Here is a 19567-nt window from a genome sequence, read left to right as displayed (position 1 = left end):
TAATCTAAATTGCTTGACTTCCCGAAAGTAAAAAAAACTTTCGGGAAGTTTGTTAAAAGGTAATATAACAATGAACACAGCATCTTATATTCAACAGCAAGCAAAAGATTTTGCAAACTTGACAACCGATAGTAATAAAAAAGCCTTCTTAAATGCTCAAAAAGAAGCATTTTCATTATTGAGTCCAGAAGAAAAATTAGAACATTTTAAGGCAATTCAGCAACGTACGGAAGAATTGAAAAATAGAATGCAAAACATTCATTTGCATAGTTTCAATTTATTCTCTAAAAAAACCTCTCAGCATTTGGGAGGTTTTTTTATACCCCATCAAAATATTAAATCAGTAAAAATAAAGCTTAAATATTTTATCAAATCACTAAACTAAACCTTCAACGCCAAAATTTGTCTTAAGAAAAACATCACAGACATGAAAATTGACAATCAGGCAAAAATAGAACATCTTTTTCAACGGGCAGGTTTTGGGGCAACGCCCGCACAGGTACGTGAATTTGGACATAAATCTCCTGAAAAAGCCCTTAAATTTCTCCTTAAAGATGCTGAAAAAGTTAATCCATTAATCGTAATTGAGGAAGAAACCGACATGGCGATGAAGAAAAAAGCGCTTCGGAATATCATGGAAATGAAAGGTGCTTCTCCCGAAGAAATTAAGGAAAAAATTAAACAGGGACGGGAGAAAATAACAGATTTAAACTTTCTGTGGATAAATACAATGGCATCTGGAGCGGGAATGTTGCGAGAAAAAATGACCTTATTTTGGCACGGACATTTTGCGTGCCGAGGCGTTAGGCCCTTAGCGATTCAATTACAAAATAATCTGTTTCGTCAGTTTGCGCTAGGTAAATTTGGCGATTTATTGTTGGCCGTCTCCAAAGACCCTGAAATGCTACAATTTCTCAATAATCAACAAAATAGGAAAAACTCTCCAAACGAAAATTTTGCCCGAGAAGTAATGGAATTGTTTACGTTAGGACGTGGAAATTATACCGAAAAAGATATTAAGGAAGCGGCTCGGGCTTTTACGGGTTGGGGAACGAATTTGCAAGGAGAATTTGTATTTAGAGCCAATCAACACGATGATGGCGAGAAGACTTTTCAAGGGAAAACTGGCAATTTTAACGGAGAAGATATTCTGAAAATTATCCTCGAAAATCCTAAAACAGCCACCTTTATTTGTACCAAAATTTATCGTTATTTTGTCAATGAAAATGTTGATAATCAGATCGTTGAAAAAATGGCAACTCGTTTTCGTTCCACCGATTATGACATTGCTGATTTGATGGAATTTACATTCAAAAGTGATTGGTTTTATCTTTTAGAAAATATTGGAACTCGGATTAAATCGCCCGTTGAATTATTGGTGGGTTTACAGCGAAATTTTGGGATAAATTTCCAACAAAAACAATCGGTTTTATTCGTTCAGAAAGCATTGGGACAAGTTTTGTTTTTCCCTCCCAACGTAGCGGGCTGGTCAGGCGGTAAAAACTGGATTGATTCTTCCACTTTAATGACCCGAATGAAATTACCCGAAATCATTTTTAAAGATTCAGAAATCACTTTCAAATCAAAAGATGATGGAGATGTTAATACGGAAAATTTGAGCAAAAAAATCAAGCAAATGCAGGAAAATATTGATTGGGAAGTATTTCAAAATAATTTTCCATCGGATAATTCAGCAGAATTACTGGATAAATTGGAGGCTTATTTATTATCAAGACCGCTGTCAAATCCACAAAAAACGATGATTTTAAGCAAATCAGAAGGGAAAACGGGCATAAGTTTAATTCAAAATATGGCTCAAAGTATTGCCTCATTGCCTGAATATCAGTTATGTTAGATTTTTTAAATTTTATTTGCAATCATGTTGCAACTGTGTTACTTTTGCAACATGATTACATCTGCAAAACATACGCACGATAACAACAATATTGAAAAGGTCGGATTTTATCTTTCCTTAATTTGTGCTATTCACTGTATTGCAACGCCAATTTTAATTACGCTTTTACCATTTTTAGGGAGTAGTTTTGTCAGCGATCATTCGTGGGAAATCTGGTTTATTGGGGGAAGTTTAATGTTGGCGGGCGTACTTTTATGGAGTGATTTTCGTAAACATCACAACCCTTTGCCTTTGTATTTATTAGGAGGAAGTATGTTTGTAAAAGTATTAGAAATTATTTGGTTGGGGCATCAATTCGAGTTTTTAACGGGAACCTTAGGAGCATCGTTGATTGCTTTGGCCTATTATTTCAACTGGAAATATAAGAAAGATTGTAGTTGCTAATTTTATGGTAAAATATATTAAAAACCCTCTTAATATTGAATTTAGAGGGTTTTTATGTTAAAAATTAACGCCCAATCGAACCGCCATTCGGTTTAAATTATAGGTAGTTTCATTAGAATATGGATATTCATTGATACCGCTTTGTGTTTTAGTGTTGAAGTTATTGTGTTTATAGGCTACACTGAAAATAAAGTTAGCATTGCCACCCGTTGGAATCAAAAAACCAACCATTGGATTGAGACTTAATCCACCATTAATTTGCTGATTTGCGGATACTTTCTCATTCAACCACATAAAACCATACCCAGCATCAATGCCCGCAAAAGTTTTGACTTTCTTGGATTTTGAATCGCCCGATGAAACCCGAACACCCAAAGAAATAGGAACAATTTGATAATTACTAAACCAATCAACGCCCACCGTTGCTCCGACCGACAGATTCTTATAAACTTTTAATCCATTGTAGGTTTGAAGCATGAATTTTGTGGACGCTTCTACCGGTTGGCTATAATTGCCACTATAACTTATTTGATAAGATTTGCCAAAAAGAAGGCCTAATTCTGTATAATTGACGTACTTGTCTTTTACAAAGCTTTTCCAATTGCTTTTTGGGTTTTTGTCTTGCGTGTACGCAACCGTGCATACAAGCGAGCATAAGAGAATAAATATTTTTTTCATATTGTGTAACCCGATACTTCCGCACCGGAATGAAATAATTATTACTTAATTTTTAACTCTACCAAGCGTTTAAAACGCTTGGTAGACCTTATTCATCTTAAAAATGAATATAACTTCGATTTGTTTTAATGCCTTATCGTCCAGCATCAGGTTACAGACTTGCCTTCACCGAAATCTTACTCAACAACTTCAAACTGTTCGGATTTGAGTAATCGTACTGATATAAACCGTCTTTCCCAATCAACATCAATGTATTGTTCAGCGGAATAACATCGTAGGCATTCATATCCTTAAAATGTTGTAATTGCTTAATATCCAAAGGCTTATTGGCATCAAAAGTTTTTAATCCGCTTGTGCCTTCACAGATAAATAACTTTTTATTATCAATCCCCAATCCATGTGGACTCTCCATCGGATAGCTTTTTAAGAGAACTGGACTCGCTAAATTCGAGACATCAATAACGTCTAATTGATTGGCAATTGCTCCGCCACAACGGGAAAAATTATTGACCGAACGAAGTGTTACATAGGCAATGTCATTCTCAACCACCACAGGGTCACAGGCACGGGCGTGGTCGAGGCGGGCGAGATAAGTGGGAAGATTTGGATTTTTATTATCCCAAATCTGCACGCCCGTACTTGTTCCCAAAAATAATTTGTCTTTGTACGGAAAAATGGTTTCGATACCAAAACCTAAATTCAAATATCCAATATACGCTGGTTGTGAGGGATTTTGAAGGTTAAAAAGTTTCATATCAGTGGCTGTAACAGCATATATACGGTCATTGACAATGGCAAAACGAGCGGTTGAGCCACTCACGCCATTGGTAGTTGGAGAGGTTGATTTAACGCTCGAAGAACCAAAACTTGCAGCATCCCAAAAAATACCACCATTTCCAGTATAAATTGGAGATTGTTGTTCGCAAGCTACTTCTTGGGTTGTGGTGTACATTCTATACCTCGAATCATAAATGGTTTGGTCATTGGTATTATAATTCCACCAAAGCCCATCCACTTGTCCATTGATAAAAATATCTTTTGTTCTTGAAACCTCCTTCACAGCATTGGGATTACTGATGTCGATTGCTATAAAATCGGTATAACTATCGGCGTATAAAATATTTCCCTTCACGGCAATATCCACATTTCCCAAAATTGAAATAAACGAAACTGCCTTTGGCGAAGCTGGATTTGAATTGTCGATAATATGAATTCCTTTCTTTATTTCATTGATAAACAGGTAGTTATCTTTTACATAAATTTTCCCAGGGTTTCCTAAATCTTGTGCGGGAAGCGTTTTTATCCCACTTCGCAATTCACTCAAAGTTACTCTGACCGATTCCGTACCTCTATACGTTACGGTTTGAACGCAATTGTCTTTGCATGAGACAAAAGCAGTGGCCAACGCTGCCATCAGGAGCGTGCTAAATAGATTTTTTTTCATGATATTTAAGATTTAATTGTTTGGAAGAATCATTTGTATTTAAGGGTTGGGAGAAGTTTGCCGATAATTTTCCCATAATCAGCCAAATAAATTGGAAAATCTTTTCCAATTACATCCTTATTTTGATAGAAAACATTGTCATCAATTCGCCAAGATTGCAGTTCTTTTCCTTTCTCTTTTCTCTGAATAAACAACATTCCACCATCCGCACAGCCAGGACAGCCGAAGGCTTTACTTCCTTCTATTGATAATTCAGTTGGAAATTGAGCAATCAGGTTTTTGACTTTATTGTATTCATTATCAGACAGTTGATAGCCTGAAAACAAATAATTTTCTTGATTTTTACAGAATACATTGCTGGTATCTGCGTATAATTTTCCATCCGCAATCTTGTAAATAGCCGAAGCCCTACAACCCCAACCTAAGCTGACTTGTCCAAAAACAAGGTAATCATCAGTTAATGGTTTTGGCGTATCGTCACCTCTAAGACCTTTATTTTTGCAAGCTATCATCCCTAAAATTGTTAGAAAAATGATGATGAAATATGTTTTTTTCATTGGCGTAATTTTATTTAACAAATACTATAAATCCATCATCATAATAGATGAGTTTGCCGTCATTATCTTGATAATATGCTACTGGATACTCATAGGGACTAATTGAATTTTTTGTAGTTACTTTCCAGGCTCTAGTTAAATTTTCTGATTTATTATCAGAACCAATATTGTAGTACCCAAACTCCGCTTTGAAACAACTGTCTTTATAGATAATCGGTCTTCTATTAAATTTTTCAGCACTTTCCAAAAATAATCGTCGTAATTGTCCCAATGTGAGTTTAGGTTTCGTATCAAGATTTGTTCCTTTTGATTGAGTACCTGATAAAGAATTAAACACTTCGTTTTTAAAACTGAAGATTAAATCTCCTGTTAAAATTCTCAATCCATTCGTATATTCTTCAACCCGAATCTTTTTATAATTGACCTTAGCGTAAGGCGGAAACTGCGTTTGAAGCGAATCATCTGAATATTGATAATATCTGAATCTACTATTATCAATATTCTTTTTGAGAAAAAGAATATTGGAGCTTGCAATATCTACTTCTCTAATGCTATGGGCATTTACAGGAATAATTATTCTTTCAATACATCCATTATCCTCTAATAATGATTCAGGTTCAATACTTTCATTCTTCTTACATGACAAAAGAATTATTGAAAAAAGTACGATATTTAAGAAGTTACTTTTCATGATTTATGTATTTATTTATTGATAAACCCCAACACCACCCGAAATTCTAACTCTATCCCAAATTGACTTTTTCTTAGAAACAGGTTTTGGTATTTCGTAATAAGGAGCCTGTTCAATAGGAATAATTATGTTTGGATTCGTTAGTTCAGAATTCACCTTTTTTGTTGCCATGATTGGGCTCATAAAATCAATGGAATCGTTAATAATTCTAACTTTGTTTTCTTTCGCAATAATTTCTGGCTCAATAATTTCCTCTTTCTTTGGGACAAATATTTTTTTGATTTGAGTATTTTCTTTTGGGTTAATAATTAGTTTTTCTTCAGTTTTAAAGGCTGATTTTTCAATTTTTTCATCAGGATTAATAACCTTATTTTCAATGACTTGTACTTGTTTTTTTGCTTCATTGTTACTCATAAAAAGCCATAAACCAACGCCCAAAACAAGGGCTGAAATAGCACCAAAATAATAAGAGTTATTCCCAGATTTTGGTGGAATATTGGTTTCTAAACCCAATTCAATTCTCTCCCAAACTGCCTCCGATGGGGGCAGAGAGGCATCATCAAAGGCTTTTTGCCATTGTTCCTCGAAAGAATTATTTGTCGTATTTTCCATTCCTTATTTTACCGATAAAATACCCTGTAAAATCGCCTTTGCCCGTGAATATTGCGATTTTGATGTGCCTTCTGTAATATTCAACATCTGCGCAATTTCGTGATGTTTATAACCCTCAACCGCAAATAAATTGAATACAGTTCGACAACCTTTGGGTAATTTTTGAATCATTTCAATCAATTCTTGAAAGTGTATTGTCTCAATACCCGATTGATTATCAGACACTTGATTTTCGTATTCTTGCACATCATCCATATCCTGAAAGTGCTTTTGCGAGCGAATTTGGTTGATGGCTGTGTTAATCACAATCCGTTTTATCCAAGAACCCAAGGTACTTTCAGCCCGAAATTTATCCAAATTCTGAAAAACCTTAATGAATCCTTCTTGCAAAATATCCTCAGCTTCCGCTTGATTTTGGACATACCTCATACACACGACCAGCATCCTCCCTGCGTAGGCATTATAGAGCTTGCGTTGGGCATTGCGGTCATTTCGTAAACAGGCTTCTATGAGCTGTGCTTCGGTTTCCAAATTAGAGTTTTGCTACATCATTTTTATAAAGACTCAATTTATAATAAAACGGTTGGAATAAGGTTTAAAATATTTTCTATCTCGATGAATAAATTAGACCACAGATTAGGAGGATTTGACGAATTTACACTGAGACACATAGTCGGATTTTATTTCCACATATAAAAAATCTGTGCAAATCCGTATTATCCGTACAATCTGTGGTCTAACATCATTTATCTTTGCAAATAGATATTTTTGAAATACTCAATGAAACAAGAAATTAGAGATAAATACGAAGTCGTTATTGGCTTGGAAGTACACGCTCAGTTACAAACTGAGAGTAAAATTTTTGCGGCCGATGCTGCCTCTTTTGGTGGGTCGCCTAATACACACATATCGCCTATTACGCTCGGACATCCTGGCACTTTGCCTAAATTGAATCGTCGGGCGGTGGAATATGCCATAAAAATGGGCTTGGCTTGTAATTCGCAAATTACTGAAAATCAATATTTTGACCGTAAAAATTATTTCTATCCTGACCTTCCAAAAGGGTATCAAATTACCCAAGACAAGACGCCAATCTGTATGGGTGGTGGGGTTGATGTAAAACTTTCGACGGGTGAAAAAAGAGTGCGTTTTCATCATATTCACTTGGAGGAAGATGCAGGAAAATCGCTTCATGCCGATGGTTCAACGGATAGTTTATTAGACTATAATCGTGCAGGAACGCCTTTAATTGAAATGGTGACCGAACCAGAGATTAAATCAGCCGAAGAAGCCGCCACTTTTATGTCGGAAGTGCGCAAATTGGTGCGGTATTTGGGAATTTGTGATGGCAACATGGAAGAAGGTTCTTTGCGTTGCGATGTCAATGTTTCGGTAATGTTGGTGGGGAGTAAAGTATTGGGTACGAAAGTTGAAATCAAGAATATGAATTCGATGCGTTTTATTCAGAAAGCGATTGAATATGAGATAGTTAGACAAATAGATGCGGTTGAAAATAACGCAACAATTATTCAGGAAACTCGTAGTTTTGACCCTGCCACGGGAAGAACATCGGGAATGCGTGAGAAGGAAACTCAGAATGATTATCGGTATTTTCCAGAACCAGATTTAGTGCCTTTGGTGGTTTCGGAAGAATGGATTGCATCGGTGAAAAGTCAAATGCCCGCTTTGCCGTGGGAGCTTTTTGAGAAATTTACGAAGCAATATTCCCTGCCAGAATACGATGCCAACGTACTGACGGAAACCCGTGAAGTGGCAGAATATTTTGAGGAAACGTGTCAATTTACCAAGAATTATAAAGCGGTTTCTAACTGGATTATGGGAGCGGTGAAATCATATTTGAATGATAATAACTTAGAAATCAATCAATTAACGGTAAGCCCAGCACGTTTGGGAGCCTTGATAAATTTGATTGACGAAGGTAAGGTAAGTACTTCAACGGCGGCACAACAGATTTTCCCAGAAATGATTACGGATTCTGAAAAAACACCTTTGCAAATTGCCGAAGCCAAGAATCTAATTCAACAAAGCAATACAGATGCTTTACAAACGTTAATTGATGAGGTTTTAGCAAACAATTCAGTGAAAGTTAAAGAATACAAATCAGGTAAAAAAGGTCTTTTGGGGATGTTTATGGGTGAAATTATGAAAAAATCAAAAGGCTCTGCTGACCCGAAAGTTACGACTGAATTATTGCAGAAATCTTTGGAATTGTAGTACGAAAAATACCTCACCCCCAGTCCCTCTCCTTTATGAGAGGGGGAGATATTCGTCCAAATGCTCCCCTCTCATAAAGGAGAGGGGCTGGGGGTGAGGTGAAAATAAAAATATGAAAAAGCTACTTTTAAGCGTAATACTCGCTTTTATAACCACCTTCACATACAGCCAAGTGCTTAATGGTAAGCCAGTTACCATTACTGGCAAGGTAAACAATGTTGTACCCGATAAAAAGGTGTATCTGCAATTTATCAACGGTCGTGGTACGCCCATTACAATGGATTCTGCCAACGTTGGGGCTGATAAATCATTTAAATTTAACACCAATATTATTGATGGCGGAGGCTATTATTTGCTCAATTTCTACGCAATGGAATTGAGTCAAAAAGTTTTATTGATTTTAGAAGGTGGTGAAACTGTTAATGTAATTGCCGATGGAATGGATTTGCCCAGTAAACGAGGTGCTTTTCAGATAATAGGAGATTCAAAAAACATTGAATATTTTAATCGTATTATTAAAATAAATCAAGAATTACAGGCAAAAGTTGAAGTTTGGAATAAACAAGTAGCGGCGGCTCAAGTCAAAAAAGATGAAGCCACTTTACAGAAAATTCAAAGTGATTTTCAAGCAGCACAAGCGGCTAATGTAAACAAAATCAAGGCTTTATTGCCTGAAATGGGAACGAATTTAGTGGCATTGTGGACAGCAGGAAACTTCTTGAATCCAGAAGCGGACTTGGAAACAATGATACAAATTTCGAATAAATTCAAGGCCGAAAAACCAAATTCTCCGAACATTCACATCAAAACTTTTCATCAGCAAATTATGCGTTTGAGAGGTGTTGACGTAGGTTCGGAAGCTCCCGAAATTGCCATGAAAATGCCCAATGACACAACCTTAGCCCTTTCTTCTTTACGGGGTAAGTACGTTTTGATTGACTTTTGGGCAAGTTGGTGTGGCCCGTGTAGAAAGGAAAATCCGAATGTGGTGAGAATGTACTATAAATTCAAAGACAAAGGTTTTGACATATTTTCGGTAAGTCTCGACCAAGAAAAAGATTCGTGGGTAAAAGCAATTGAAAAAGACGGTTTGCCATGGCATCATGTTTCTGACCTACAATTTTGGAATTCTGCCGCTGCCGCTGCGTACGGAGTTCAAGGCATTCCAGCTACATTTTTGTTGGATAAAGAAGGAAAAGTAATCGCAAAATATTTGCGTGGAGAAGATTTAGAGCGGAAGTTGGAGGAGATTTTGAAATAAATTTTGATATAAATAAACGTAGATATTATAAAAACCATTAATTTAGAATTGTAAAATGACTCGACTGGAAGCGCTTGAATCTATGAAAGTTCAAATCTTAGAAATGTTAAACTACCACGCAAAATCTGTTTCTCCTGATAGAATTGATGCTTTATTAGATTTGCTAAACGACGTTATTATTAAAATTGAAGAAGAAAAAAAGAAAAAATAATCATGAAAAAGTTCGATTTACACGAAATGCAAAATAAATTTCATAATTCACAAGATGAAATTGAGCGAATTATGCTTCAAAGGGAATTTTTTCAATATTATGATTCCTTAGAAAAATCTGAACAGTCCGCTATGAAACAAGAAATTAATTTGTTTGTAGATGATTTCATTTTACAAAAACGAAAAGAACTATTAGAATTAGCATAATCCTTAAAACCCTGATAATTTCCAGATTATCAGGGTTTTTTCATGTATTTTTGTGCTCGAAAACTGTCAATTTAAAAAAATATGTACTTAGTCATTGCGAACGCAGTGAAGTAATCTGTTAGCTTACGAGAAATGATATTCAAACTCCATTCCATCAATTCAACAGATTGCCACGCTTCGCTCGCAATGACAAAGCTCAGGTTATAATATCTAAAAACATGAAAGTAGCCATTATTGGAGCTGGAAATATGGGAATGGCCTTTGCCAAATCATTTATCCAGTATGAATTAGTAAAGAAAGAAAATCTTTTTTTGATTGAAAAAAATGCTGAACGTGCCGAAGCCCTTCGCCAAGAAAATGCAGGTGCCGTTATTGACACCATAAATGCCAAAATCGGGGAATATGATTTAATTATTCTATCGGTAAAACCACAAGATTTTGCTTCTCTTCAAGACGAATTACGGGCAGTGATTCAACCTAATCAATTGATTTTGAGTATTATGGCAGGGATTTCGATTGATAAAATTAAATCTACTTTAAATCATAATCTCATCGTGCGAGCCATGCCAAATACTCCCGCACTTTTGGGTATGGGTATGACGGCTTTCTCGGCAGCTGGCGATATTACGTTAAGCCAATTGAAAAAAGTTGAAAACCTTATCAATTCAACGGGAAGGGCTATTTTCTTGGAAGATGAAAGCCTTTTGGATGCTGTTACGGCATTGAGTGGAAGTGGTCCTGCGTATTTTTTCTATTTGGTAAAAGCCATGATTGAAGCAGGAAAAGAAATGGGTTTTGAAGATTCAATGGCTTCGCTTTTGGTAAAACAAACCATGTTAGGATCGTATCATTTAATCAATAATTCAGAGAAAAATTTAGACGAACTCATCAAAGCCGTAGCCTCAAAAGGTGGCACAACCGAAGCCGCCTTGAAGCGTTTTGAAGAAGGATTATTGTCATATAATTTAAAAGAAGGTATTTTTGCGGCTCAGAAAAGAGCTACGGAATTATCCAATTAAAATCTGATCATTTATTGATAAAAATATTTGTTATTTTTTGGGGAAGCCATTTGTAAAGAACTAAATTGCCAATCCGCTGATATTTTGGAGTTTATGGAATGAATATTGCCTATTTGTTAATACTTTTTTGTTATTTTGAAATATGAATCAACCTTACTACAACTTTGAGATTTTTGAAGATGCTTTTAGATTCGAGTTTGAAAGTACAAGTTCTGAAAAAACGATAACAAAAGCGATACTATTCCAGAAAACAAATTTACTTGAATATTACAATTTGACTTTGGCAGATATACAACCAGATGGCTCAAACGACATTTTCTCCAAAAGTAATAATGGTGATTTAGAGAAAATATTATCAACGGTAATTCAAACAATTTTAGTATTTTTAGTCTATTATCCGTTTGCAAAGGTAGTTTTTACGGGTAGTACACCTTCGAGAACTCGATTGTATCAAATTGTGTTATCTAAGGAGTTAGACGATGTTAAAGAAAAATTTGAGGTAATTGGTTTTACAGAAGAAAAGATAGAGACTTTCCAAAGAAATCAATCCTATCTTGGATTCATCATTTCAAATAAAGAATAGCTATGAAAACATTAGTAACAAAAAGACAATCAACTCCCAAAACGCAAATGGGAAGATTTGCAACGCTCGAAGAAGCATCTCAATACAAAACTAATCTTGTTAATAAAATGCTTGCCAAAATTAAAAATTTGGAGAAAGTTTCAAATTAGATAGTTAAAAAATAGATAACCGAAAAGGCGTAAAGACGGTGCAATTCCATTTTTATGCCTTTTTTTAATAACACCTATTCAACAAACAAAAAATAAAATGACAGATAAAAAACAAACAAAAGAACAAATATATAAAGATAAAATAAAGGCTGAAATCCTTGAATTTTTTCAATTGAACGAAGAAACCGCTTGGTCGCTAAACCAAGTGCATAAAGCTTTTGCCGTCCGTGACCGTAAAACCAAAGACCTTTTTGGGGATTTGATGATTGAACTGCACAAGGACAAAAAACTCATTCGGATGTCGGAAGGACATTATATGATTGATGCCTCAACGGAATTCCTTGAAGGTCGTATGGATCATGTCAATGTGCGTTTCGGATTCGTGGTCGTGGAAGGTCGTGAGGGTGATATTTTGGTCAATGCTCGTGATTTGAACGGAGCAATTGACGGCGATATTGTGAAAGTATTAGTAGCAACCAAAAAGAAAAAACCGACCGATAAAACCGAGGGAGAAGTTATAGAAATCGTTAGAAGAGGGCGTAGCGAAATTGTAGGAACGATTGAAATTATGCCAAATTACGCTTTCGTAGTGGCAAGTTCCAAGAAAATTTACGGTGATATTTTCGTCTCTAAAAATGACCTTAAAAATGCGCAACACGGCGATAAAGTTATCGTAAAAATCACCAAATACGCCGAAGATGAGCGTAAAATGGAAGGAATCGTGGCGGAGGTTTTGGGTAAATCTGGTGAAAATAATACTGAAATGCACGCTATTTTGGCGGAGTTCGGTTTGCCCATTAGTTTCCCGGTAAATATTGAAAAAGAAGCCGATAATATTTCTACAAAAATCTCAACCAGCGAAATCAAAAAGCGTCGTGATTTTAGAAAAATAACAACGTTTACCATCGACCCTGTTGATGCGAAAGACTTTGATGATGCGCTTAGTTTTGAGTTTTTAGAGAATGGCAACTACGAAATTGGCGTTCACATTGCCGATGTTACCCATTACGTTACACCCGAATCTGCCCTCGAACAAGAGGCATTTATGCGGGCAACTTCTGTGTATTTGGTGGATAGAGTTGTACCCATGTTACCCGAAAAACTCTCGAACGGATTGTGTTCACTTCGTCCAAATGAAGATAAATTGACATTCTCGGCCGTTTTTGAAGTTACTCACGAAGCTAAAGTTGTCAAAGAATGGTTTGGACGTACAATAATTCATTCGGATAAACGATTTTCGTATGAGGAAGCACAGGAGCAATTGATAATTAATAATGAAGAATTAACAATTGAAATTGATAGTGATGAGGCGGATGATTCTATTTCACAAATCACAAATAGCTACTGCAAAGAATTAAACATTCTTAACCAACTTGCCCACAAACTTCGGGATGAACGATTTGCGAAGGGAGCCGTTAATTTTGAAACGGTTGAGGTAAAATTCCAATTAGACGAGGACGGAAAGCCTTTAGGAATTTATCAAAAAGTGCGAGTAGATGCTCATAAATTGATTGAAGAATTCATGTTGCTTGCCAATAAAAAAGTAGCAGAATATGTCTTTAATCTCAAAAAGACGGAGCCTCGCAACACGATGGTATATCGTACCCACGATGCTCCAGACCCCGAAAAACTCAAAAATTTCTCAACATTTGCCAAACGTTTCGGGTATAATGTCGATACGGAAGTTGCCAGAATTAGCCAATCTTTCAACGAATTAATGCACGATGTTGAAGGCAAACCAGAACAAAATATTCTTGAAAATTTAGCCGTTCGCACGATGTCGAAGGCAAAATATAGCACTGACCCAATTGGTCATTTTGGTTTGGCATTTCCATTTTATTCGCATTTTACGAGTCCAATAAGACGATATCCTGATATGATGGCGCACAGAATGTTGCAACATTATCTTGATGGTGGACAGCCTTTGGAAAGAGCGCCTTGGGAATTGCGTTGCAAACACAGTTCGGAAAGAGAAAAAATGGCAGCCGAAGCCGAAAGAGCATCCATCAAATACAAACAAGTGGAGTACATGAGTATGATGGACGATGATAAAGTTTGGGATGGTATTATTTCGGGCGTTGCAGAGTTTGGAATCTTTGTGGAAATCACTGAAACGGCATCGGAAGGTATGATTAGAATGATTGACTTGAAAGATGATTTTTATGAATATGACCGTGAAAATTACAGAATTGTAGGACAACGAAATGGTAAAGTTTATACCTTCGGAGATAAATTACAAGTGAAAGTAAAAGAGTGTAATTTGGCTCGTAGAAGCATGGATTTATTGTTAGTTGGCGCTAATGGCAAAGTTCAAAGAGGCGGAGAAAGAACTTCAAGAAGGGATGATTCGAGACGAAAATCGAAAGATTCGAGCCGTGGAAGTCAGAAAGGTGGCGGGAAAAATCCAAGAAGTGCAGATAGAAAAAAGAGAAGATAGTTGAATCATAATCCTCCAAAACATAAAAAATGGCGAATAATTGTAATGATTATTCGCCATTTTTTTATGTTTTATGAATAAACCCTATTAAGCGTTTAAAACGCTTAATAGGGTTATAAATCCAAAAATTTTAAAATATACTCCTATATAAAATATGTTAACTCAATACCAACTTACTGGCTCCCAATAAATTATCCGTAGTAATTGCTGATAGAGATTCCTGTGGTTTATGCGTAATATGAATCGTTTTTACACCCGCCTTTTTACCCGCATGAATGTCACGATGAGCATCGCCAATCATCCAAGAAGTATCGGGGTCGATTCGATATTTTGCCATTGCTTTTTCAATCATCAGTGAATCTGGTTTACGAGTTAAAGAATTGGTCGTAAACTTTTCGTGATGTGGACTAAAATAGATATCATCCAATAAATTACCGCACTGTTCTTGAAAATAATTATGGCACTTCCAGACATCTTCACGAGTATAAATTCCTTTCGCAATCCCCGATTGATTGGTAATAACAATTAGTAAATAACCCGCCGCTTTTAATTTTTGGAGCGCTTCAATCGTTCCTTCGGGAATTATCAAATCTTCAAGGCGATAGACATAATCCACTCTATCAACATTCAACACACCGTCACGGTCTAAGAAAATACATTTGTTCATAATATTATTTTGTAAATGATTATTATAAGCTTCAATAAATTACACTCAGGCAAATCAAGTACAGAGGCCTTTAAAATATAAATATATAATTATTCTTTTGTATAAAATTAATACAAAATCTTGTTTTATAACAAATTTACTCATAAAAAACGCAGACTTTTAAGAATTAGTCTGCGTTTTTTAGGGAAATTATCAAATGATTTTTTTTGTTTAAGATTCCATCACTAATCCATTCTCAAACTGCAATTTTACTAAGTTGGCATATAGTCCGTTTTCAATCAATACCAATTCATCGTGCGAACCTTGTTCGAAAACTCCGCCTTCTTTTAAAACGTAAATCGTGTCAACATTTCTAATTGTTGCCAAACGATGAGCGATAATAATGGTCGTGCGGTTTTGCATTAACGTATCCAAGGCATCTTGTACCAATTTCTCCGATTCAGAATCTAAAGCACTGGTGGCTTCGTCCAAAACCAAAATGGCAGGGTCTTTCAAAATGGCTCTGGCAATAGCTACTCGTTGACGTTGTCCGCCCGAGAGTTTTACGCCCCGTTCGCCAACAACCGTTTGAAATTTTTCAGGAAATGACTCAATAAAATCAAAAGCATTGGCTTTTCTTGCTGCTTCAAACACTGCATTTTCCGAGGCTTCTGGATTTCCATAGGCAATATTTTCATAAATTGTGCCCCCAAATAGCATTACTTCTTGGGGAACAATGGCAATATTTTTACGTAAATCTGTTAGATTATATTCATTGATATTTTTGCCATCAACCAAAATTTGTCCACATGACAGTTTATAATAACGCATCAATAACTGCACAATGGTTGATTTTCCAGCTCCTGAATATCCCACTAAACCAACTTTTTCACCCGTTTTTACTTCGAGATTAATATTCCGTAAAACCTCCATGTCTGGACGTGATGGGTACGAGAAGGCAACGTTTTTATATTCGATTTTTGATTGTCGATTTTCGATGTTCGATTTCTGACTCGCCGTTGTCGTTGTATCAGTAGACGATTCAACTTCAATTTCTGATTTCTCATCCAAAATTTCTAAAATCCGTTCTGAAGCACCCACCGTTTTTTGGATTTGGGCGTACATATCACCTAATCCACCTACCGAACCACCGATGAAACCAGTATAGATGATGAAGGTAAAAAGGTCTTTAAATGCTAATTCTCCCTGCAAAACTAAGTTACCACCGTACCAAACTACGCCCACAACTCCACCGAATAACACAAAGATGATGAAAGAAATAAAGGCTCCTCTAAATGTGGCGGCTTTCATGGCATAATCCACTACTTTCTGAACCGATGAACTGTATCTTTTTACTTCTAAGCGTTCATTCGTGAAGGCTTTTACCACATTAATTGATTGCAAAGTTTCTTCCACAATGATATTGGTAGAAGCCAATTCGTCTTGTACTTTCTTGGAATTTTTACGAATAAATCTCCCAAAAATAATTGCCGCAACCACCAAAAATGGAAACGTCAAAAGCATGAACATAGTGAGTTTGCTTGATAGAAATGAAATTAAGATTATCCCGCCTACAAGGGTAAAAATCTGACGAAAAAACTCGGCTAAGGTTATCGAAAGTACATCTTGAAGTTGGGTAATATCGGTTGTGATGCGACTCATCAATTCACCAACTCGATTTTTTTCAAAAAATGGAACGGGTAAAGTAATGATTTTGGTATAAAGCGTTTTCCGTAAATCACGCATAGACTGTTCAGAAACCTGTGTGAAAGTATAAACTCTGATAAATGAAAAAGCCGCTTGTAAAATCAGTAAAATCACAAACAAGGTTGTTACACTATTCAAGGTCAATTGGGTTGAATCAAGATGCAAGAAATGCTCAATCTTTTGGCTCATTCCATTTTTCGAAATATTCGTAATCCCTTGACTAACAGCTTTTTGTGGCGAAACAATCGCCCCAACCATTTGCCCCATCAGCAAAGGAATACTCATAGAAGTTATCTGCGAAAGCACTAAAAATATAAAACCTATGAAGAAAGTACCTTTGTAGGGAAGGGTAAATCTGAAAATTTTTAGGGCTTTTTGGAAGCCTTCTTTACTCACTTTTTTCTTGTCTTCTGGGGATACTTCTGCCCCGAAATTTCGCTTTGCCATTGAATTTTATTGTGGTATTTTTATTATTATAGATTGAAATAGTGAATGATTGACTAAATTATATTAACAGAAGCAACCGTAATGAGTTTCTAATCGTATGTATTATGTAACATCATTTTTACAAAAATCATTTTCAAATTTAAAAAAAATTAAACTCTCATGAAAAAATCATTATTATTGTCGTTGTTAGCTATTTCTGCCATAACATTTTCTTGTAAAAAAGACGAAGTAGTCGCTAATCCAGATAAAATTTATACAGTTTCAACAACTCTTTCAGGAGCAAATGAACTGCCTGTGGTTACTACATCTGCAACGGGTGTAACCACGGGAACTTACAACCAAACAACTAAAACCTTGACGGTTAGCACAACGCTTAATGGAATTACGCCAACGGCAGGTCACATCCACACGCAAGTAGTTCCTACGAATGCTACAAAATCGGGTGGTGTAACTTTTCCTTTTACCAGTTTAACTTCACCTGTTTCTTTCATGACCACACTTACAACGGCACAGGAGACTGATTTGTTGAATGGTATTATGTACGTAAACTTTCACACACCAACAAATCCAGGCGGTGAAATTAGAGGAAATTTAGTAGTCAAATAGTTTTATTCGATTTCAAAAAGGGTTGATTTTCTCAGAAAATCAACCCTTTTATTTCTATTTTACCAAGTATAACGCAGAGATAATGCGATTTCATCACCCCAGAATCCACCGTAATTAATGATGTTTATGGTAGGTTTCCAGTCTAAAGTGACGGCTAATGGAATGCCCCTTAATTTGGCTTCTAACCCTAATATCCCATCTAATCCTAACACGGTCGTTTGTTGTCTATCCAAAAATTTAGGTCGGTCATTTCCCCATACGTATATGTGTCCGCCACCGCCAATGAACCAATTAAAATCTCTGGAATTGAATGCTTTTCCGTGTACTTCATACAAACCCGTTAGTCCAATGCCTTGATAGCGAAAAGTGCCAATGACTTCAATGGCGGCATTTTTTTTAATAAAACTTTTATAGGTTATTCCATTTGATGGCCCTAATCTAATGCCCAAAGCTGATGTGTATAATTGGGCTTTTGAGAGATTGCTGATGCCTATAAAAGCGATTAGCAATAATAATTTGTTGATTTTCATTTGTGTGTTTGTTTAGTAATTAATCACAAAGAATTTAAAACGGTAAAATTTAAGAATAGAAATTTTTCTTTGCGTCTTTGCCCATCTATATACAAAAAATTATTCCTGATCGGGCAATCCCTTATATTTCGATGCCTCAAAAATCTTCTGAGCATCCGTCATTTTCATCAATTCTGGTATTTTTAATTGTTCATCTTCATCAAAATATTTCCCAACAATTCGCCAACCCAACCATCTTCCAATTGAGCCAGGACAGTTTTTGCCGATTTCTGGCGTTGTTGGACGCTCACCTACGTACTTGGCTTTTATGGGGTCTTGGGTATTGTAAAGTAATTGATTATCAATAAAATGAGCCCAAATATTCTGCTGAAATTCGCAACTTTCATCTATTTGCTGAGCCGTGTAGCCAATCAATAAACTATCGGCTTTTTCGGGCATCATGGTGTGGGCGAACACGTAGCTCTTGCCATACCAAACCATATCCGACAGTAAAGATTTATCTTTGGGACTTGTAGCATTAAATCTTTGTGAAAGTAATAAAATAGCCTGCGGAACAAGGGCTTCTGGAATGGTTTTGCGAAGTTGATAATCGTAAACATCGGGAAGATATTTCCCTTTTTTACCCATAAAATAATCTAATCCTATATAGATTGTAGAGTCTGAAACGGTCAATTCTGGTGTCTTTAAATTACCTTGTCCGAAGAAGCCTGAAAAAATGGTATAGATTTTGGGTTCTTTAAAATCAGGGTAGTAATATTTGATATGTTGGAAGGCTGTACGGAATTCATTTTCAAGGGTTTGACCTCCAAAAAAGGCTGGTTCTTGCGACTGTTTATAGAAATCTCGGAGTCCTTGATTTTGAACTAATGGCAAAAGTTGTTCTGCTAATTTGTCGAAATCTACCGGAGAAACTTGAAAATAGTCGCTGATGAATGTGGGATATTTATCGAAAAATTCTAACAATTCATCTTTACTTTGGCACGCAAACATTTCTTTATCAAGTCGTTGAATATTTACGGTAACTTTTACGTTATTGAAGTCAGGGTCGGAATCGGTTTGTTTGTCTTCTTTAGGAGTACAAGAAAATAGAAGAAAAGTTAGGAAGAAAAAAAGATTACACTTTAAGTATTTCATATTTATTTTCGTTAGTCGATTTTAGATGTTGGTTACTTGATGTTGGTTAGTCGATGTTAGTTAATTGATTTCGGTTATTACATTTAAACATTGATAATCGAATAACGAATAACAC

Annotated in this window: 22 protein-coding genes; 12 read left to right on the top strand and 10 right to left on the bottom strand. The window is 35.9% G+C overall.

Annotation, left to right across the window (positions count from 1 at the left end; translation table 11 throughout):
- Positions 1–70 precede the first annotated feature (70 nt).
- Genes AC1W31_RS06120 through AC1W31_RS06110 form a run of 3 tightly spaced genes read left to right on the top strand, consistent with a single transcriptional unit; the run spans position 71 to position 2299 of the window.
- Positions 71–385, top strand: a complete 315-nt coding sequence (locus AC1W31_RS06120; RefSeq protein ID WP_481733529.1) for a hypothetical protein — start codon at positions 71–73, stop codon at positions 383–385.
- A 42-nt stretch (positions 386–427) separates the two neighbouring features.
- A complete protein-coding gene (locus AC1W31_RS06115) occupies positions 428–1855 on the top strand; it encodes a DUF1800 domain-containing protein (protein WP_481733528.1) in 1428 nt (475 codons plus the stop codon).
- Positions 1856–1906: 51 nt separating this feature from the next.
- Entirely contained in the window at positions 1907–2299 is a 393-nt protein-coding gene (locus AC1W31_RS06110; protein ID WP_481733527.1) for a MerC domain-containing protein, read from the top strand.
- Positions 2300–2356: 57 nt separating this feature from the next.
- On the opposite strand, the gene AC1W31_RS06105 is transcribed toward AC1W31_RS06110, so the two are convergent.
- The 6 genes from AC1W31_RS06105 to AC1W31_RS06080 all read right to left on the bottom strand — a co-directional run bounded on the left by AC1W31_RS06105 (position 2357) and on the right by AC1W31_RS06080 (position 6812).
- Positions 2357–2977 carry a hypothetical protein gene (locus tag AC1W31_RS06105; protein ID WP_481733526.1) on the bottom strand — a complete coding sequence of 207 codons (621 nt, stop codon included), beginning with the start codon at positions 2975–2977 and terminating at the stop codon, positions 2357–2359.
- Between the two features lie 151 nt (positions 2978–3128).
- Positions 3129–4421: an LVIVD repeat-containing protein gene (locus AC1W31_RS06100; RefSeq protein WP_481733525.1), complete on the bottom strand. Its 1293-nt coding sequence runs from the start codon at positions 4419–4421 to the stop codon at positions 3129–3131.
- A gap of 29 nt (positions 4422–4450) precedes the next feature.
- Positions 4451–4978 (bottom strand): hypothetical protein, encoded by a 528-nt coding sequence (locus AC1W31_RS06095; RefSeq protein ID WP_481733524.1) that lies wholly within the window; start codon positions 4976–4978, stop codon positions 4451–4453.
- Between the two features lie 10 nt (positions 4979–4988).
- Positions 4989–5669: a hypothetical protein gene (locus tag AC1W31_RS06090; protein WP_481733523.1), complete on the bottom strand. Its 681-nt coding sequence runs from the start codon at positions 5667–5669 to the stop codon at positions 4989–4991.
- A gap of 15 nt (positions 5670–5684) precedes the next feature.
- Positions 5685–6281, bottom strand: coding sequence for a hypothetical protein (locus AC1W31_RS06085; protein WP_481733522.1), 597 nt, complete (start codon positions 6279–6281; stop codon positions 5685–5687).
- A 3-nt stretch (positions 6282–6284) separates the two neighbouring features.
- On the bottom strand, positions 6285–6812 hold the full coding sequence (locus tag AC1W31_RS06080; RefSeq protein ID WP_481733521.1) for an RNA polymerase sigma factor: 528 nt from the start codon (positions 6810–6812) through the stop codon (positions 6285–6287).
- A 249-nt stretch (positions 6813–7061) separates the two neighbouring features.
- Here AC1W31_RS06080 and gatB point away from each other — a divergent pair, with 249 nt between their 5' ends.
- From gatB to rnr, 8 genes are all read left to right on the top strand, one after another.
- Positions 7062–8516, top strand: coding sequence for an Asp-tRNA(Asn)/Glu-tRNA(Gln) amidotransferase subunit GatB (gene gatB, locus AC1W31_RS06075; RefSeq protein WP_481733520.1), 1455 nt, complete (start codon positions 7062–7064; stop codon positions 8514–8516).
- A 112-nt stretch (positions 8517–8628) separates the two neighbouring features.
- On the top strand, positions 8629–9777 hold the full coding sequence (locus AC1W31_RS06070) for a redoxin family protein (protein WP_481733519.1): 1149 nt from the start codon (positions 8629–8631) through the stop codon (positions 9775–9777).
- A gap of 55 nt (positions 9778–9832) precedes the next feature.
- On the top strand, positions 9833–9988 hold the full coding sequence (locus tag AC1W31_RS06065) for a hypothetical protein (protein WP_481733518.1): 156 nt from the start codon (positions 9833–9835) through the stop codon (positions 9986–9988).
- Between the two features lie 2 nt (positions 9989–9990).
- Positions 9991–10194 (top strand): hypothetical protein, encoded by a 204-nt coding sequence (locus AC1W31_RS06060; RefSeq protein ID WP_481733517.1) that lies wholly within the window; start codon positions 9991–9993, stop codon positions 10192–10194.
- A gap of 218 nt (positions 10195–10412) precedes the next feature.
- Positions 10413–11213, top strand: a complete 801-nt coding sequence (gene proC / locus AC1W31_RS06055; RefSeq protein WP_481733516.1) for a pyrroline-5-carboxylate reductase — start codon at positions 10413–10415, stop codon at positions 11211–11213.
- A 142-nt stretch (positions 11214–11355) separates the two neighbouring features.
- Positions 11356–11796: a DUF6934 family protein gene (locus AC1W31_RS06050; RefSeq protein WP_481733515.1), complete on the top strand. Its 441-nt coding sequence runs from the start codon at positions 11356–11358 to the stop codon at positions 11794–11796.
- Positions 11797–11798: 2 nt separating this feature from the next.
- Complete coding sequence (locus tag AC1W31_RS06045) at positions 11799–11945, top strand: hypothetical protein (RefSeq protein WP_481733514.1); 147 nt, start codon at positions 11799–11801, stop codon at positions 11943–11945.
- Between the two features lie 97 nt (positions 11946–12042).
- On the top strand, positions 12043–14382 hold the full coding sequence (gene rnr / locus AC1W31_RS06040; protein ID WP_481733513.1) for a ribonuclease R: 2340 nt from the start codon (positions 12043–12045) through the stop codon (positions 14380–14382).
- Between the two features lie 157 nt (positions 14383–14539).
- Here the strand turns inward: rnr and AC1W31_RS06035 are convergent, their stop codons facing one another.
- Together AC1W31_RS06035 and AC1W31_RS06030 are read right to left on the bottom strand one after the other, a co-directional pair.
- Positions 14540–15049 carry a D-glycero-alpha-D-manno-heptose-1,7-bisphosphate 7-phosphatase gene (locus tag AC1W31_RS06035; protein WP_481733512.1) on the bottom strand — a complete coding sequence of 170 codons (510 nt, stop codon included), beginning with the start codon at positions 15047–15049 and terminating at the stop codon, positions 14540–14542.
- A 210-nt stretch (positions 15050–15259) separates the two neighbouring features.
- Positions 15260–17182, bottom strand: a complete 1923-nt coding sequence (locus AC1W31_RS06030) for an ABC transporter ATP-binding protein (RefSeq protein WP_481733511.1) — start codon at positions 17180–17182, stop codon at positions 15260–15262.
- 159 nt (positions 17183–17341) lie between these two features.
- On the opposite strand from AC1W31_RS06030, the gene AC1W31_RS06025 reads away from it, so the two are divergent.
- Positions 17342–17788: a CHRD domain-containing protein gene (locus AC1W31_RS06025; protein WP_481733510.1), complete on the top strand. Its 447-nt coding sequence runs from the start codon at positions 17342–17344 to the stop codon at positions 17786–17788.
- 59 nt (positions 17789–17847) lie between these two features.
- Here the strand turns inward: AC1W31_RS06025 and AC1W31_RS06020 are convergent, their stop codons facing one another.
- Positions 17848–18318 carry a hypothetical protein gene (locus tag AC1W31_RS06020; RefSeq protein WP_481733509.1) on the bottom strand — a complete coding sequence of 157 codons (471 nt, stop codon included), beginning with the start codon at positions 18316–18318 and terminating at the stop codon, positions 17848–17850.
- Positions 18319–18417: 99 nt separating this feature from the next.
- A complete protein-coding gene (gene gldB / locus AC1W31_RS06015) occupies positions 18418–19452 on the bottom strand; it encodes a gliding motility lipoprotein GldB (protein ID WP_481733508.1) in 1035 nt (344 codons plus the stop codon).
- Positions 19453–19567 lie beyond the last annotated feature (115 nt).

Source organism: Arcicella sp. (assembly GCF_964672035.1).
The sequence above is the reverse complement of the archived record's forward strand: the minus strand, read 5'-3'. Positions and strand labels throughout refer to the sequence as shown.